The sequence below is a fragment of the Quyinboa mangrovi genome, from assembly GCF_042219825.1.
Taxonomy (GTDB): domain Bacteria; phylum Bacteroidota; class Bacteroidia; order Bacteroidales; family UBA5342; genus JBHJHP01.
Genome location: NZ_JBHJHQ010000002.1, coordinates 466,653 through 482,800, shown reverse-complemented (window position 1 = coordinate 482,800; position 16,148 = coordinate 466,653). Strand labels below are relative to the sequence as shown.

Annotated in this window: 14 protein-coding genes; 8 read left to right on the top strand and 6 right to left on the bottom strand. The window is 38.8% G+C overall.

Annotated elements, in window-relative coordinates; all coding sequences use genetic code 11:
* Positions 1-114 precede the first annotated feature (114 nt).
* Genes ACE1ET_RS05265 through ACE1ET_RS05250 form a run of 4 tightly spaced genes read right to left on the bottom strand, consistent with a single transcriptional unit; the run spans position 115 to position 4,253 of the window.
* Complete coding sequence (locus tag ACE1ET_RS05265) at positions 115-1,482, bottom strand: FGGY-family carbohydrate kinase (protein ID WP_375727318.1); 1,368 nt, start codon at positions 1,480-1,482, stop codon at positions 115-117.
* A 53-nt stretch (positions 1,483-1,535) separates the two neighbouring features.
* Entirely contained in the window at positions 1,536-2,804 is a 1,269-nt protein-coding gene (locus ACE1ET_RS05260) for an L-rhamnose isomerase (RefSeq protein ID WP_375727317.1), read from the bottom strand.
* A 7-nt stretch (positions 2,805-2,811) separates the two neighbouring features.
* Positions 2,812-3,126, bottom strand: coding sequence for an L-rhamnose mutarotase (rhaM, locus tag ACE1ET_RS05255; RefSeq protein WP_375727316.1), 315 nt, complete (start codon positions 3,124-3,126; stop codon positions 2,812-2,814).
* Positions 3,126-4,253, bottom strand: coding sequence for an L-rhamnose/proton symporter RhaT (locus ACE1ET_RS05250; protein ID WP_375727315.1), 1,128 nt, complete (start codon positions 4,251-4,253; stop codon positions 3,126-3,128). Before ACE1ET_RS05250 ends, rhaM begins: the two co-directional genes overlap by 1 nt.
* Positions 4,254-4,509: 256 nt before the next feature.
* Here ACE1ET_RS05250 and ACE1ET_RS05245 point away from each other — a divergent pair, with 256 nt between their 5' ends.
* From ACE1ET_RS05245 to scpA, 5 genes are all read left to right on the top strand, one after another.
* Positions 4,510-5,388: a helix-turn-helix domain-containing protein gene (locus ACE1ET_RS05245; protein WP_375727314.1), complete on the top strand. Its 879-nt coding sequence runs from the start codon at positions 4,510-4,512 to the stop codon at positions 5,386-5,388.
* Positions 5,389-5,513: 125 nt separating this feature from the next.
* On the top strand, positions 5,514-7,607 hold the full coding sequence (gene dpp5, locus ACE1ET_RS05240; RefSeq protein WP_375727313.1) for a dipeptidyl-peptidase Dpp5: 2,094 nt from the start codon (positions 5,514-5,516) through the stop codon (positions 7,605-7,607).
* A 174-nt stretch (positions 7,608-7,781) separates the two neighbouring features.
* The gene (mutA, locus tag ACE1ET_RS05235) at positions 7,782-9,656 is read left to right on the top strand and encodes a methylmalonyl-CoA mutase small subunit (protein WP_375727312.1); all 1,875 of its coding nucleotides are present in this window, start codon (positions 7,782-7,784) and stop codon (positions 9,654-9,656) included.
* Between the two features lie 45 nt (positions 9,657-9,701).
* The gene (locus tag ACE1ET_RS05230; RefSeq protein WP_375727311.1) at positions 9,702-10,043 is read left to right on the top strand and encodes a four helix bundle protein; all 342 of its coding nucleotides are present in this window, start codon (positions 9,702-9,704) and stop codon (positions 10,041-10,043) included.
* A gap of 39 nt (positions 10,044-10,082) precedes the next feature.
* A complete protein-coding gene (scpA, locus tag ACE1ET_RS05225) occupies positions 10,083-12,233 on the top strand; it encodes a methylmalonyl-CoA mutase (protein ID WP_375727310.1) in 2,151 nt (716 codons plus the stop codon).
* Positions 12,234-12,280: 47 nt separating this feature from the next.
* On the opposite strand, the gene ACE1ET_RS05220 is transcribed toward scpA, so the two are convergent.
* Both ACE1ET_RS05220 and ACE1ET_RS05215 read right to left on the bottom strand, forming a co-directional pair.
* Positions 12,281-12,613 carry a hypothetical protein gene (locus tag ACE1ET_RS05220; protein ID WP_375727309.1) on the bottom strand — a complete coding sequence of 111 codons (333 nt, stop codon included), beginning with the start codon at positions 12,611-12,613 and terminating at the stop codon, positions 12,281-12,283.
* Positions 12,614-12,630: 17 nt separating this feature from the next.
* Positions 12,631-12,876, bottom strand: a complete 246-nt coding sequence (locus ACE1ET_RS05215) for a transposase (RefSeq protein ID WP_375727308.1) — start codon at positions 12,874-12,876, stop codon at positions 12,631-12,633.
* 262 nt (positions 12,877-13,138) lie between these two features.
* On the opposite strand from ACE1ET_RS05215, the gene ACE1ET_RS05210 reads away from it, so the two are divergent.
* The 3 genes from ACE1ET_RS05210 (at position 13,139) to ACE1ET_RS05200 (ending at position 16,107) form a co-directional block, all read left to right on the top strand.
* A complete protein-coding gene (locus tag ACE1ET_RS05210; RefSeq protein WP_375727307.1) occupies positions 13,139-13,495 on the top strand; it encodes a DUF8058 family membrane protein in 357 nt (118 codons plus the stop codon).
* 126 nt (positions 13,496-13,621) lie between these two features.
* Positions 13,622-14,437 carry a 1-acyl-sn-glycerol-3-phosphate acyltransferase gene (locus tag ACE1ET_RS05205; protein WP_375727306.1) on the top strand — a complete coding sequence of 272 codons (816 nt, stop codon included), beginning with the start codon at positions 13,622-13,624 and terminating at the stop codon, positions 14,435-14,437.
* A 149-nt stretch (positions 14,438-14,586) separates the two neighbouring features.
* Complete coding sequence (locus ACE1ET_RS05200) at positions 14,587-16,107, top strand: TolC family protein (protein ID WP_375727305.1); 1,521 nt, start codon at positions 14,587-14,589, stop codon at positions 16,105-16,107.
* The last annotated feature ends 41 nt before the right edge of the window (positions 16,108-16,148 follow it).

Sequence of the window (16,148 nt, the reverse complement as noted above, 5' to 3'; positions counted from 1 at the left end):
ATTCCGGTCAATGTGCTTTAATGCTAAAGCATTTACACAACGTTCAAATTTACATCTTATACCATTACCAGTCAATAAATTCATATAGTAATTCCCGTTACATGAAACAGATAATTACTTTGTGGTTATGGCAAATCCCTCCCATCTTTTTAACCCAAGGTCCAGTGACGGTAAATCATCTGAAATTGCATTCCAGACCACCAGGGCAGCACCAAGTGCTGATGAGTTATCGATCTCTGAAGTATATACTGTTTTATCGGGAAATGTTGTTGCCATCTGCCTTACATAAATCTCATTGCGGGCAAACCCTCCTGATACGTAGATGTTTTTAACCTCATCGGTAAGAACCAGACTAAGTGCTTCACACTCTACATCTGTTAAATCCAGCATTAATTTATGATATGCCTCTTCAAAAGAATCAAAAACCTGTAGATCGGCCTCAATATCTGTAAAATCAGACGGAACACCTTCTTTGAAAAAATGCCTCTTGTGACCAAACTTATGATCCAGCTCATCCAGCACATCCTGATCACAGCAAACGGTTTTATAACGGTTTGGATCAACTTCGAAATATGCATTCAAACGCTCTGTATTCACATCGTGAATATGTCCCATAAATAACCTCGAAGACTTGACTGGCTGCCGGTTAATACTCATAAAGCTCAGGCAATCACTTTCAAGTTGATCCATGGTTAATGGCTCAAAATTAAATGGATTCATGTTGATGCACCATGTTCCGGTTGAAATCAGCACAAACTTTTCTTTTGAAGCCAGAATATATGGTGCCAGAGACGCAGAACTGTCATGAATTCCAATTCCGCACTTGTAGTTTAAACCGTTTAATTCTGCATCAACCAGCGTCTCATTTGCAACGGGTTCAGGCAGTTTAAGTTCCTCATCCACACACCACTGATGGTACTTCATGTTGTCATAGTCCCAAAGAGCAGTGTGACAACCAATGGATGTATATTCAGAAAATACCTTACCCGTTAATGTATGGCACAGATACTGCGGAAAATGAAGGATATATTCAACCTGCTTAAATATCTCAGGTTTTGTTTTCTTCAACCAAAGTGCCTGCAAACCGGAATTCAGCATATCTAAAGCCGGAGAGGCTGTTCTACGACTGAATTCCGCAACACCTCCATACGATTCGTATAAAGGACCGGTAATGCCTTCCGGCATTGGTTTTAAATAATTGTAAGCAGGCGTTAAGCGCTTCCCTTCGTTATTAAGATACATGAGGGTAGCACCATAGGTAGAAAAATTGACTGCTTTAACTTCGTATTTTTTATTAAGGCTGGTTAATGTGTCTTTCATCCAGGATTCAATTTTTTCAATATCATCACATTCGAAATCTTCATCATCGGTGATGCAATTAAATTTATGCTCCTGCTGAAAAACCAATTTAAGCTGCTTATCAAAGAGCAGAACTTTTTTATTGGTTTTCCCGATGTCAAATACAACAATTACCTCCATCATATATGCGGTTAATTATAACGTAAAAATCCCCCGGGAACCAGGGGATTTTCTTATTATCGTTTACTTAAAACTTCTTTTTCGTATTTCTGTATTTCACCGATATAATCCATTCCTGTCGGTACACCTTCCTTCAGACAATAAAAATCCCAAACAGCAGCGAAAGGCATAGTTTTTAATTCTTCCAACACAGCTAAACGTTCGAAATTTTTACCGGCTTCTTCAAGCGCTACCAAATCTTTAGTTGGTTCCAACATGGCAATTAAGAATGCTTTTTGTGCCGCACGCGTACCGGTTACATACGCACCAATACGGTTGATCGATGCATCGAAGAAATCGAGACCAACATTTACACGGCTCATAAAATCATTACGCACAATTTCTGATGCAATTAGCTGAATCTCTTCATTAAGTGTTACAACGTGGTCAGAGTCCCAACGCACAGGACGGGTTACGTGTAGCAACAATCCGTCAACATACTGAAGAACAGCCGAAATTTTATCACCTGCAATTTCTGTTGGATGGTAGTGACCATTATCAATACACATCAAAATGTTATTCTTTACGGCATAGCCAACATAGAACTCATTGGAACCAACAGTCATTGACTCAAGGCCTATACCAAAAGTTTTACTTTCAACGGCATCTTTCATGTGTTCTTTCGGATATTTTGTAGCCATACCTTCATCCAATGACTTTTGTAACAATGTACGATATCCGTTTCTGTCAATCGGTGTATCTTTTGATCCGTCCGGCACCCAGGTATTGTGTACACAAGGAGTTCCCAGTTGCTTTCCGGCTTCTGCCGAAATTGCACGGCAACGTTTTAAATGTTCAACCCAAAACTGACGGATTTCTTCATCTTTACTGGACAGTGTAAATCCTTCTGCAGCTTTGGGATGCGCAAAGAAAGTTCCATTAAAATCCATTCCAATTCCCTGTTCTTTACACCAATCTATCCAGCCTTGAAAGTGCTTTAATTCAATCTGGTCACGGTCAACAATTTCGCCCTGAAACTCGCCATAAATTGCATGTAGATTTACACGCTGTTTTCCCGGAAGTAATGACATTACCTTTTCAAGGTCCTGACGAACATCAGCAACCGATTTTGCTTTACCAGGATAGTTACCTGTAGTTTGGATCCCACCACCAGACAATGTTGCATCAGGAGTTTCAAAACCACCTACATCATCGGTTTGCCAGCAGTGGAGGCTTATAGCTAGCTTGTCCATATCTTTTAATACCTGCTCGGTATCAACGCCAATTTCGGCATACTTCTCCTTTGCTATTTGATAAGCATCATCAATTTGTTTGGCTTTTTTCATAATATTATTACTTTAAATAAAATACTTCACGCAGTGGTACAGATACAGGTGAATTATCCTCATTGACCTCCATAAGATCCTTATTATAATCCCACCATTTTTTCACCACAGGATTTGTACCTAAATCCTGTGAGTTGCTGTCGCCGCTGAGTAACTGGTATGCAAAAAGCGTATGTGTTTCCTCATCCAGAAAAATCGAATATTCCGAAATTCCTGCATCTTTGAGCAGCTTCTTTAATTCAGGCCATAATTCATCGTGGCGACGTTTGTACTCCTCAACATTACCAGGCTTCAGAAACATTTTAAATGCGACTCTTTCCATTATCCTAAAGCATTAAGTTCCGGATACAACCATTTTGCAACACCAATAACTATGATAGATAACAGTATAGCTCCGATTCCAAAAAGAATTGTGTTATACGATTTTTTAGAAACCCCTTTCCATTCTTTACGATAGAAACCCCACATATTGGCAGTAAGAATAATGGTTGCCATATGCAAGGTCCAGGAGCTTGCTCCATTGCCTATTTTAGTTTCTCCCATGCCGTAGAAAAAGAACTGCAAAAACCATGTTGTACCGGCAAGTGCACAAAGCAGATAGTTACTCACAAGAGGTGTTTTCTTATCCACAAAGTCTTTACCTGTTTTGTTTTTAATAATCAATCCAAGCGACCAAATAAGATTGGTTGTCAAGCCTCCCCACAAAATCACAAAAAAGATAATATTATTTTCAAATAAATATTTGAACCCTCCGTTTGCCTCTGAAATAAAAGGATAATTTGCTTCAACAGCCAGAGCTCTTACAGCTTCTCCCATTTCTTTACCTGTATCTATACCAAAACTAAAGAATGCACTTAAAACACCCGAAACAATGGCAATCAGCAAACCTTTGGCCAGTTTAAACTCCTTGTTTACACCTTCCTTGCTGCCACCCAGGTCTTTATCCTTTAATATTCCGGCACGACCACTCAGAATGATACCTACAAGCAGGATTAAAATACCCAACAATACTATTCTACCACCACCACTATTGAACAAGTCAGTAAATGCCAACCCTGACGGAAGAAGTTCCCCTAATCCCGGAATATTCCTTAATATTGGTAATCCTAAAGAACCTACTACAGAAGTTATCCCAAGCAGCACTGAATTTCCAAGAGACATTCCAAGGTAACGGATAGCCAAACCATAAGTTAAACCACCTACTCCCCATAAAAGCCCCATAATATAAGTGTTGCGAAGCACACTCCATTCAGCAGACTGCAATACTTCATGCCAGTGAGGAACTGTTAAAGCAACAGCAATATACGGCATTATAAGCCATGAAAAAAGTCCGCCTGTAATCCAATAGATTTCCCAACGCCACTTTTTTACCCAGTTAAATGGCATATACCAACTCCCGGAAGATGCTCCTCCCAGCGAGTGAAAAATAATACCCAATAATGCATTCATAGTTACCGATAAGTATTAGTTGTGTTATGAGATTTTACAATGTTCAAAATTAGAATGAAAAAATTATGCAGACAATGAATATAATGGCTTTAGTTTTGCACTTTTTGATACTCTGTAAACATTTTTTTGTATTTTTCAGAAAACATATCACACTGTTATGTTGACATTTAAATACTTTCAATGTATTTGATTCGGTATTATTGTTTACATTTTTGATTTTTAATTTATAGTTTTACTGACGAAAAAAATCAGCTGCATGACGGAGGTAAATGAATATTTCAAATATCTGACCATTAGTGATGAAGACAGAAACTGGGGTGTACACCTAAATGTTACCGGTTTTGCCATGATTAATCCAGGTATTGTGTACCCCCCATCGGGCCACCCTTCCGGTTATTTCTTCACGTGGGAACGTGGCAGGGTAATGGATGAATACCAGATAAACTATATAACAGAAGGTTCAGGAATTATAGAAACACGTCATGGAACTTTTCCAATTATACCCGGAACAATCATCGTGATCAGACCCGGAGAATGGCACCGTTACAGACCATCAAAAGAAACCGGATGGAAGGAACACTACGTAGGATTTCAGGGAGAATATGCGGATCACATATTTTCAAATGGCTTTTTTCACGATTCCAAACCTGTTATTCACATTGGATTTCAGGACCAGATACTAAAATCCTTCTACTCAATTTTTGATGTTGTACGGGATGAAAAAGCTGGCTATCAGCAGGTGGCATCCGGAATATTGATACAACTGCTTGGCAGTATCATATCGTGCGTAAAAAACAAGGATTTTGAAGGAAAAGATATTGAACGTAAAATCCGAAAGGCCAGACTGTATTTCAGGGATAACCTGAATAAAAATATTGATGTGGAGGAACTGGCTGCAGAGCTAAACATTGGTTATTCGTACTTCAGAAGAATGTTTAAAAAATTTACCGGCATTTCTCCGGTTCAGTATCACCTGATGTTACGGTTGCAGCGTGCCAAGGATCTTTTGGTATCAACAGATATGAGTGTTAAGGAAATTGCACTTGGATTGGGATTTCAGTCCATCTTTTATTTCACCCGAATTTTTAAGAAAAAAATGGGCGTCCCTCCCACTGATCTCAGGAAAAAACTTTAATCAGAATCAAGAACCAGGATACAAGAATCAGGCTTTTCGCGGATTATCGAAAAAGTCCTGTGATTTATGTTCTGTGACCGTAAAGAATATTTTTGTATTTTGGCTTTTGTAAACACACACTTATTATGAAGAACTTAATTTACATTTTAATTGCAGCAGTTATGGTAGCCTGTGGTAATGATGATAAAAAAGAAGAAAAACACGAGTCGTATAACAACCTGGAGTTCAAAGTCCCTAATAAAAGAATGACTCCTGAGACCCTGTGGGCATTGGGAAGAGTTGGGAATGTGACTGTATCTCCGGATAAAACGAAGGTACTGTATACTGTTTCGTGGTACAGCGTGGAGCAAAATAAAAGCTTTAGCGACATTTATGTTAAAGACATTAATATCGGCGACATCAAACAGCTTACTTTTTCCGATGATGTAAAAGAGCAGAATGTCATCTGGAGGCCGGACGGGAAGAAAATTGGGTTTATATCCGGGAAAAGTGGCCGGTCCCAGATATGGGAAATTGATCCCGATGGTAAAAATGCCCGAATAATAACAGATATTCCGGGCGATGTGGACGGTTTTATTTATGCTCCGGATCAAACTCACATTGCTTATGCTAAAAAGGTTAAGGTTGAACCTAATGTGCACGACCTTTATCCTGACCTCCCTAAAGCCAATGCCAAATTAATGGATGACCTTATGTACCGTCACTGGGACGAATGGGTAAATGGAGAATTCTCACATATTTTCATAACTAATTACAATTACACAAATAAGGAATTAATTGGTGAGGGAACAGATATTATGAAAGGTGAACCATGGGAGTCACCTATGCGTCCGTTTGGAGGTATGGAACAGCTAAGCTGGAGCCCTGATGGTAAAAAACTGGCATACACGGCCAGAAAAAAGAAAGGAATTGATTATGCCACATCAACAAACTCTGATATTTACCTGTATGATCTGGAATCCGCTTCAACTACTAACCTGAGTGAAGAAAACAAAGGATACGACAAAAATCCGGTGTTTTCTGGCAGTGGTAATATGATTGCATGGGAAAGTATGGAACGTGATGGTTATGAAGCAGACGTTAACCGGCTGATTATACATGATTTTGTGGCAGAAACAGATTTTATATATGAAAACGACGATCTGAATGTTTCGTCTTTAACGTGGGATGCCAATGATGAAGGAATCTATTTTATTTCTGACTGGCATGCACGTGATCATATTTACAGATTTGACTTACTCAACAAGGAAAACACACAACTTACAAAAGGTGATTTCGATTATACCTCTGTCCATGTTGGAGACGGGAACCTGATAGCAACCAGGATGTCTATCTCCCATCCTACAGATATCTACCTGATTAATAAGGAAACCGGTGAGGCAAAAAACCTTTCAAATATTAACAAGCCGATTCTGGATCAGCTGACCATGGGTAAAGTTGAAGAACGCTGGGTAAAAACTACGGATAATAAGGATATGCTGGTATGGGTTATTTACCCGCCAAATTTTGATCCGAATAAAAAATATCCAACCCTGCTTTACTGCCAGGGAGGACCGCAGGGAACTGTAAGTCAGTTCTGGAGTTATCGGTGGAATTTTCAGATAATGGCTGCTAATGATTATATCATTGTGGCTCCGAACCGCAGAGGGCTGCCCGGCTTTGGCAAACGCTGGAATGAACAGATTTCAGGTGATTACGGAGGCCAGAATATAAAAGATTACCTTTCTGCCATCGATGCTGTCGCTAAAGAAAAATATGTGGATAATGATAAGCTTGGTGCAGTAGGTGCAAGTTACGGAGGCTATTCTGTACTTTATTTGGCAGGACATCATGAAGGTCGCTTCAAAGCTTTCATTGATCATGATGGCATGTTTAATTTTGAATCAATGTACCTTGAAACAGAAGAACTATGGTTTCCAAACTTTGATATAGGTGGCCCGTTCTGGGATAAAAACAATTACAGGGCCCAGCGTTCATACAGATTCTCACCTCACAATTTTGTGGACAACTGGGATACTCCGATTCTTATCATCCAGGGAGGCAAAGATTTTCGTGTTCCTGAAAGTCAGGGCTTTATGGCTTTCACTGCTGCTAAAATCAAGGGGATTCCTGCAGAACTGCTGTATTTTCCTGATGAGAACCATTGGGTATTATCGCCACAGAATGGCGTTTTGTGGCAGCGCACATTTTTTAACTGGCTCGACAAATGGCTTAAATAGATTTACTTAGGTCGTTTTAAAATTTTATGCATCCAGTCCGGGCCGGATTGTAAGTTGTCTTCTTTAGATTTATCCTTAATTACAGAAAAAAATCTTTAATTAATGACACTCTCTTCAAAAAAGCATTAATTTTGCCCCCGCTAAACAAGGAAATATATTAAATAACTTATAATTATGGCTGATAATAAAATGAAGTTGTTTAGTGACTTTCCGCCCGTATCCACACAGGAGTGGATGGACAAAATTGTTGCCGATCTCAAAGGTGCCGATTTTGATAAAAAGCTGGTGTGGCGCTCAAAAGAAAACGTTGTAGCCCGCCCTTTTTACCGGAATGAAGATCTGGATAATTTAAAGCATCTGGATGTTCTTCCCGGCGAATTTCCATTTGTACGTGGCGTAAAAGCACAAAATAACAGCTGGTATATCCGTCAGGATATCAGTGTTAAAGATGTAAAAGAAGCCAATGCCAAAGCATTGGAAATTTTAATGAAAGGTGTGGATTCACTTGGTTTTTGCTTTGATTCTAAAACACCCGTTACCGAAGAGAACCTTTCCGGCTTACTCAGGGATATTGATCTTGAGTCTGCTGAAGTTAATTTTAGTTGTCCTGACGGGTTTACCGAACTGGCCAAACTTTTTGCGGCATACGTAAAATCCAAAGGGTTCAATGCTGAAAAAGTTTCAGGTTCAATAAATTTTGATCCTTACGGCAGATTATTATGTACCGGAAAACTTTTCGGAAAGGACGGTGACATTGAAACTGAATATGTAAAAACACTGATAGAAGCAACAGCTGCATTGCCAAACTTCAGAGTAATCACCGTTAATGCCAAGCATTTAAGCAATGCCGGCGCATATATTACTCAGGAACTGGGTTATGGCTTAAGCATGGGTAACGAGTACCTCGCCAAACTTACTGATGCAGGCTTAGGTGCTGATATTGTAGCATCAAATATTCGCTTCAATTTTGGCGTAGGATCCAACTATTTTATGGAGATGGCCAAATTCAGAGCTGCCCGTTATTTATGGGCTGTGATTGCCAAACAATTTGGTGCCGCTGAAGAAAACTGCAAAATGATTGCTCATGCGGAAACCTCAAAATGGAATATGACCATTTATGATGCACATGTAAACATGCTCAGAACACAAACAGAAGCCATGTCTGCATCCATAGCCGGCGTACATTCCATGACGGTTCTGCCGTTTGATAAGCCATTTAAAAAATCTGACAAATTCTCAGAACGTGTTGCACGCAACCAACAATTATTACTGAAAGAAGAATCTCATTTTGAGAAAATTGTGGATGCGTCTGCCGGATCATATTATATCGAAAACCTGACCGACAGCATTGCTCAGGAAGCCTGGAAATTGTTCCTCGACACCGAAGACAAAGGTGGTTATCTGACTGCTGTAAAAGCCGGATTCATTCAGGAAGCAATAAAAGAAGCTGCCAACAGTCGCCGTCAGTTTTTGGCTCAGCGCCGTGATGTGTTACTTGGAACCAACCAGTATCCAAACTTTAACGAAGCTGCCAAAGAAAAAATTGAAGTCGAAGGCGCTACAGGATGTTGTTGTGCCAACAAGAATAATGAACGTCTGGTTGAGCCCTTGAAATTTGGCAGGGGCTCTGAAGAATTTGAAGCATTAAGACTGGCTACCGAAGCAGCTGCTAAACGTCCGAAAGTATTTATGTTGAAACTTGGTAACCTGGCCATGCGTCAGGCACGCGGACAGTTTTCCGGTAATTTCTTTGCATGCGCCGGTTATGAAATAATTGACAATCTGGGTTATAAATCAGCTGAAGCCGGTGTAAAAGCTGCACTGGATACCAAAGCTGATATTGTTGTAATCTGTAGTTCTGATGATGAATATGCCGAATTTGCTCCTCAGGCTTATGAAGGTTTAAAAGGCAAAGCCATTTTCGTGGTAGCCGGTGCTCCTTCATGCATGGACGAACTTAAAGCCAAAGGCATTGAGAATTTCATTCACGTGCGTTCCAATGTACTTGAAGAGCTGAAAAGTTATAATAAACTATTGTTTAAAGATTAAAGATAGAAGATTTAAGACAAAAGACTAATGCACAATTTCAGGGAATTGAAAATATGGCAAAGAAGTAAGGAACTTTCGGTAGAGATTTATCTGCTAACTAAAAATTTTCCTTCAAATGAACAGTTTGGACTTATTTCACAAACACAAAGAGCTGCTATATCGATTCCTTCTAATATCGCCGAAGGTTCAAGTAGGAATACAAAAAAGGATTTTTTACGTTTTTTGAACATTGCAAAAGGATCTTCTTTCGAATTGGAAACTCAACTTATAATTGCTTCTGATTTAGGATACATAAATACAGAAGTTTCATTGGATATTGTTAGCAAAATTCAGGAACTTCAAAATATGTTTCATGGCTTTATTCAAATGCTTGAAAATAAGTCCTAAATCTTACATCTTAAGTCTTAAATCATAAAAAATAATATCATGCGACCAGATTTTAAACAAACAGATATAAAAACCGCTGAAGCCAAAGGCGTAACTGCAGAATGGCTTGAGGCGAACGGAATAAAAAAAGACTGGCTCACTCCGGAACAAATTCCGGTTAAACCAGTCTATACCAAAGAGGACCTTGAAGGCATGGAACACCTGAACTATGCAGCAGGACTTCCACCATTTCTTCGTGGCCCGTATTCAGGCATGTATGCCATGCGTCCCTGGACAGTGAGACAATATGCAGGATTTTCCACTGCAGAAGAATCCAATGCCTTTTACCGCCGTAACCTGGCTGCCGGACAGAAAGGGCTCTCTGTAGCTTTTGACCTGGCTACCCACCGAGGTTATGATTCCGATCACGAACGTGTGGTTGGAGACGTTGGGAAAGCCGGTGTGGCTATCGATTCGGTAGAGGACATGAAAATCCTGTTCGATGAGATCCCACTGGATAAAATGTCAGTTTCCATGACTATGAACGGTGCGGTATTGCCGGTTATGGCATTTTACATCGTTGCCGGGCTGGAGCAGGGCGCAAGCCTCGAACAACTTTCAGGAACAATTCAGAACGATATTCTGAAAGAATTCATGGTGCGTAACACCTATATTTATCCGCCGGAATTCTCCATGAAGGTCATCGCCGATATTTTCGAGTTTACTTCACAGAAAATGCCGAAGTTCAACTCTATCTCAATTTCGGGATACCATATGCAGGAAGCCGGAGCCACTGCAGATATTGAGATGGCTTATACTCTTGCTGACGGTCTGGATTACATCCGCACAGGTATTAAGGCAGGTTTAAATGTGGATGCATTTGCACCGCGTCTGTCCTTCTTCTGGGCAATTGGAATGAACCATTTTATGGAGATTGCCAAAATGCGTGCTGCACGTATGCTTTGGGCAAAAATTGTAAAACAGTTTGAGCCTAAAAATCCAAAATCCATGGCCTTGCGCACACACTCGCAGACTTCAGGATGGTCACTGACAGAACAGGACCCGTTCAATAACGTAGGCCGTACTGTAATTGAAGCTATGGGTGCTGCATTGGGTCACACCCAATCGTTGCATACCAATGCTCTGGATGAGGCGATTGCACTTCCAACAGATTTCTCTGCACGTATTGCGCGTAACACACAGATCTATATTCAGGAAGAAACCAACATTTGTAAAGCCATAGACCCATGGGCCGGTTCTTACTACGTTGAATCGCTGACAAAGGAACTTGCGGATAAAGCCTGGGCTTTAATTCAGGAAGTTGAGGAACTGGGAGGTATGTCAAAGGCCATCGAGACAGGTATTCCTAAAATGCGAATCGAAGAAGCAGCAGCACGTACGCAGGCGAAAATCGACAGCGGAGCACAAACCATTGTAGGAACCAACAAATACCGTTTGGAAAAAGAGGATCCGATTGATATTCTTGAAATTGATAATACTGCTGTTCGGTTGTCGCAAATAGAGCGACTGAATAAAATAAAGGCAACCCGTGACAATGAGGCTGTTCAGGCTGCCCTTGAAGCCATTACAAAATGTGTTGAAACAAAAGAAGGCAACCTGCTTGAACTGGCCGTTAAAGCGGCTCAGTTAAGAGCAACACTGGGTGAGATATCGTACGCCTGCGAAAAAGTCGTAGGACGCTACAAAGCAGTAATCAGAACTATTTCAGGCGTGTATTCTTCAGAAACCAAAAACGATTCAACTTTCCAGCATGCCAAAGAGCTTGTTGAGAAATTTGCAGAAAAAGAAGGCCGTCAGCCACGTATTATGATCGCAAAAATGGGTCAGGACGGACACGACCGTGGTGCTAAAGTGGTAGCAACCGGTTATGCTGACTGCGGTTTTGATGTGGATATGGGACCGTTGTTCCAGACACCAGCCGAATCAGCTAAACAAGCTGTTGAAAATGACGTGCATGTACTGGGTGTTTCTTCCCTGGCAGCTGGACATAAAACGCTGGTACCTGCCGTAATTGAGGAATTGAAAAAACTTGGTCGTGAAGACATCATTGTAATTGCAGGTGGTGTTATTCCGGCTCAGGATTATGAATTCCTTTACAATGCCGGCGTGGCCGCAATCTTCGGTCCCGGGACTTCCGTGGCTAAAGCCGCATGCCAGATAATGGATATACTTCTTGATGAAGAAGAATAATTTTTAGTGGGAGTGCGATTTTCTGTCGCGCTCCCACTCATATTTAATTACCATTCCAGGCCAAATTCATTCGCTACGTTTTTATTTACTATTTTTTCAACCTGTATACATTTATAATTCCTGTACGAAGAAAACGCCCAATCTTCAGGTTTATCAACTAAACCAGCCTCCACAGGATTGTAATGAATATAATCAAAACATTGTTGCACATAATTCCTTTCCGGAAAATCAATATTTAAATAGGTACCAGATGCTGAAGAAAAGTAAGCAGGTGAAACACCTTTTACTTCGGTAAGACACCTTGCTTTAGTCTCTTTTCGAAACAAAGATCCACTTCTATTTTCCTGTTTATTAATGGCACTGGTATATGACCGAAGCATTATGCCAATAGAATCATTTATGTACGCTTATTAGTTTTAGCGAGGGCTTCGCTCAAAGCGAAACCCCCGCTACCGCTATTTACTTTTATCATTAAATGAAAATGATTTGGCATTAAACAGTAGGCAATAATATCAGCATACGGCGAAATATGCGTCTCTATCTTCTTCAAAAAGAAAAGATAATTTTCCTTACAAAAGAAAATATCCTGTTTATTATTGCCCTGGTTGTAAACATGATATAACTGATCACTTTCAAAATCCATAGCTTTAGGTTTTAGTGCAAAAACAAATTTACATAAAACTTAACTCAAGAGGGAGCGGGACGGTAAGTCTCACTCTTATTCATCCGGATAATTAATCCATTCATCCCTTGACTCCGGGTCATTGGATGAATAAAGCATATAGCGAGGGTTTCACTTAAAGTGAAGCCCTCGCTTATTTTATACCCTTAACCAAATTTCTCTAAATTTCTTAACTTTATTGATCATTCTGTTTTCAGACGGATGACTCAATAAATTTATAACCATGATTAAGAAAATAATTGGTGTCTATTCTGTATTTCTGGGAGTTTCAATTATCGGAATGTGGATAATGATCCTAAGTACTGAAGGTATAACTGAAGGTAATACCGAAATAACATTTCATCTTGCTTCCGAATTTACAATGGCCTTACTTTGTTTAATCAGTGGTATTATGCTTTTAAAAAATATGAGGCATTCAAAAGAAATCAATATTCTTGGCCATGGAATGGTATTATATTCAGTAATCAATGCAGCTGGTTACTACGGGGAACGTGGAGATTCTCCTTTCGTTGTAATGTTTCTAATTATTTTTTGTTTATCAACCGCATCTCTCTTTATTTCTGTCAAAAACTCAATATAAACAGGTTTATCAAGCGCATGTATTTATGTCCTTCAGTGAATCAACAAGAATATTAAAAATTAATCTATATTTGGACTTTTTAATTGCGGAAACAAAAGACAGGTTTTACACATCCATAATCCATAGATGGAACAATATATTAATATTAAAAAAGAAATCAGAAACAGCGAATCTGCATTTCTGAAAAAGCTTCCAGGCTTTATTATTACTCTAATTACAAAAATCATTAAACAAAAAGATCTTAATCTTCTTCTGAATAAATATGGACATTTAAATGCATATGATTTCCTGGGAGCCATGCTGGAAGAAATGCAAATAACAATTGATGTGAAAGGTCATGAAAATCTGCCGGACCACAGCAAGTGCTTTTTTGTGGCAAATCATCCTTTTGGTGTTGCTGATGGTATGATCCTGACATACCTTGTTTCACGAAAATATGGAGAATATCGCTCCATTGGTAACGATGTGTTCTTACTTATACCACCATTAAAACCAACCATTGCAGCCATTAATGTTTTTGGCACCAGTCAAAGAGAATATTACAGGGAGCTTGACAAAGTTTACAATTCTGAACTGCCTATTACTCATTTCCCGGCAGGCATTGTTTCCCGTATTGTTAATGGCAAAGTTATGGATGGCCCCTGGCATAAAAGCATGATCACTAAATCTGTAAGTTGTCAGCGCAACATCGTTCCTTTGCATTTCCAGGGAAAGAACTCACAACTTTTTTACAGCATATACAGAATTCGAAAGCTTTTAGGGATCAAACTGAATATTGAACTCATGCTACTGCCACGCGAATTCTTCAATAAAAAAGGAAAAACCCTTACTGTTCAAATAGGTAAAATGATTCCCCATACCACATTCGACAAATCCAGATCCCATGTAGAATGGGCGCAGTGGTTAAAAGAAGAAACATACAGACTGAAATCTAACAATTAGTTCCTTTATTGTTCCACCTCCTGAAACTTTTTGATTTTAAATGTAGCCAGTTCTGCATTTTTTTATACTTTTAACAGGATTACAAATTGTATGACCTGTTTTACACATTGTGATATTTTATAGTTTCACTGAATTTAAATTTACCTGTTATGAAAAAGAATTTCCTATTAACTGTAATTGCATTTTTATTTATTTCATCTTCCTTTCAGGGGCAAACCATACATCGCTTAACGCTTGATAAATGCGTGGAACTTGCCGGCGAACAAAGTTTTCAAATGCGTAAAAGCAAATCGGCATATGAAATTGCCAAATATCAGTATCTTATTCAAATTAGCAGATTAAATACCAGTATTAGCTTTAACTTTAATCCGGATTTTGATCAACGATATAATCCTGATCTGGATTTTAAGAATAGTAATGGTGAAAATCTTCACAAATCCAATAGATCCTTTAGTACAAGTTCATATTTCAGTATAAATCAACCTTTACCTACAGGAGGAGATATTTATTTCAGTCCAGGATTTTCAACAAATAAGGCCTATTATTTTTCAAGAACTACTGAAAATGATATATCTGAATTAGAAGTCAAGGGCATATCATTTAGCCCTTCTTTAAGATTAGTTCAACCTCTTAATGTACTTTATGCATACAATGATTACATACACATCCAGGAAAAAGCAGAGCTAAATTTTGAAAGTGCTGATTTATCTTACAGACAAATAATTTTTTTAAACCAATTTAATATTGGCAATATATACTTTAACTTACAAAATATCCTAAAGAATATAGAAACTCAAAAAATGCTTTTATCCATTAAACAAAAAGTTTATAATACAGCATCAGTTAATAGTAAAAAAGATAGCTCCGAATTGCTTAAGCTTGAAATCGAGATTGAAAGAACAAAAACAAAGCTCAACAATTATTATCATAGCTACACGGGTATCTCCAAGGACTTAAAGGAACAGCTTGCACTGCCTGTACAGGACAGCTTAATACTTACAAAAGAAATGCAGACCGATGAATATCTGTTTAATTCAGACCAGTTAATAAGAATTGCTTCCGAGCGTCATCTTTTAATTAAAAAATACAATATTGAAATAAAGCTTGATGAGCTAAAATATAAAGAGATAGAATCACAAATTTTGCCACAGATTGATTTGACACTTAGATTTAATCCATATGCCTCTGTCACCGGCTCCGGCGATCTGTCTTATTTAGATTTAACAGCAGATTCATGGTATCAATCCAAACGAAGGATTGAAACATTAAATGATCTATCTGTCGGTTTAAGTATCGGTATTCCAATCTATGATGGGAAACGCACACGAAACAGTTTGAATATTACCGATGAAGAAATCAGAATCAATAAGATAAATATTGAAGAACAGGAGCAACTAATTCAAAAGAACATTCATACTTTGGTGGAACAAATTGCCTATACCTTGGAAAATATAAAGATTATTGAAACTACGATGGAATCATCACAACAAAATATGGAAGACGGCATTCAAAAGTTTTATAATGAGGAAACAGATACTTACAGGTTAGCGTATGACCTAAAGTTGTGGGAAGATGCTCAGTTAAACTATTCCGCCATGCAAACGAATTACAACCTTCTCATTAACAGACTGGAATACGAAATCCTGGATCATCTTGAAAATGTTCAATAGCCGAATCAAATGCCTAAAGTTCAACCGGCATTTTCGGTGTG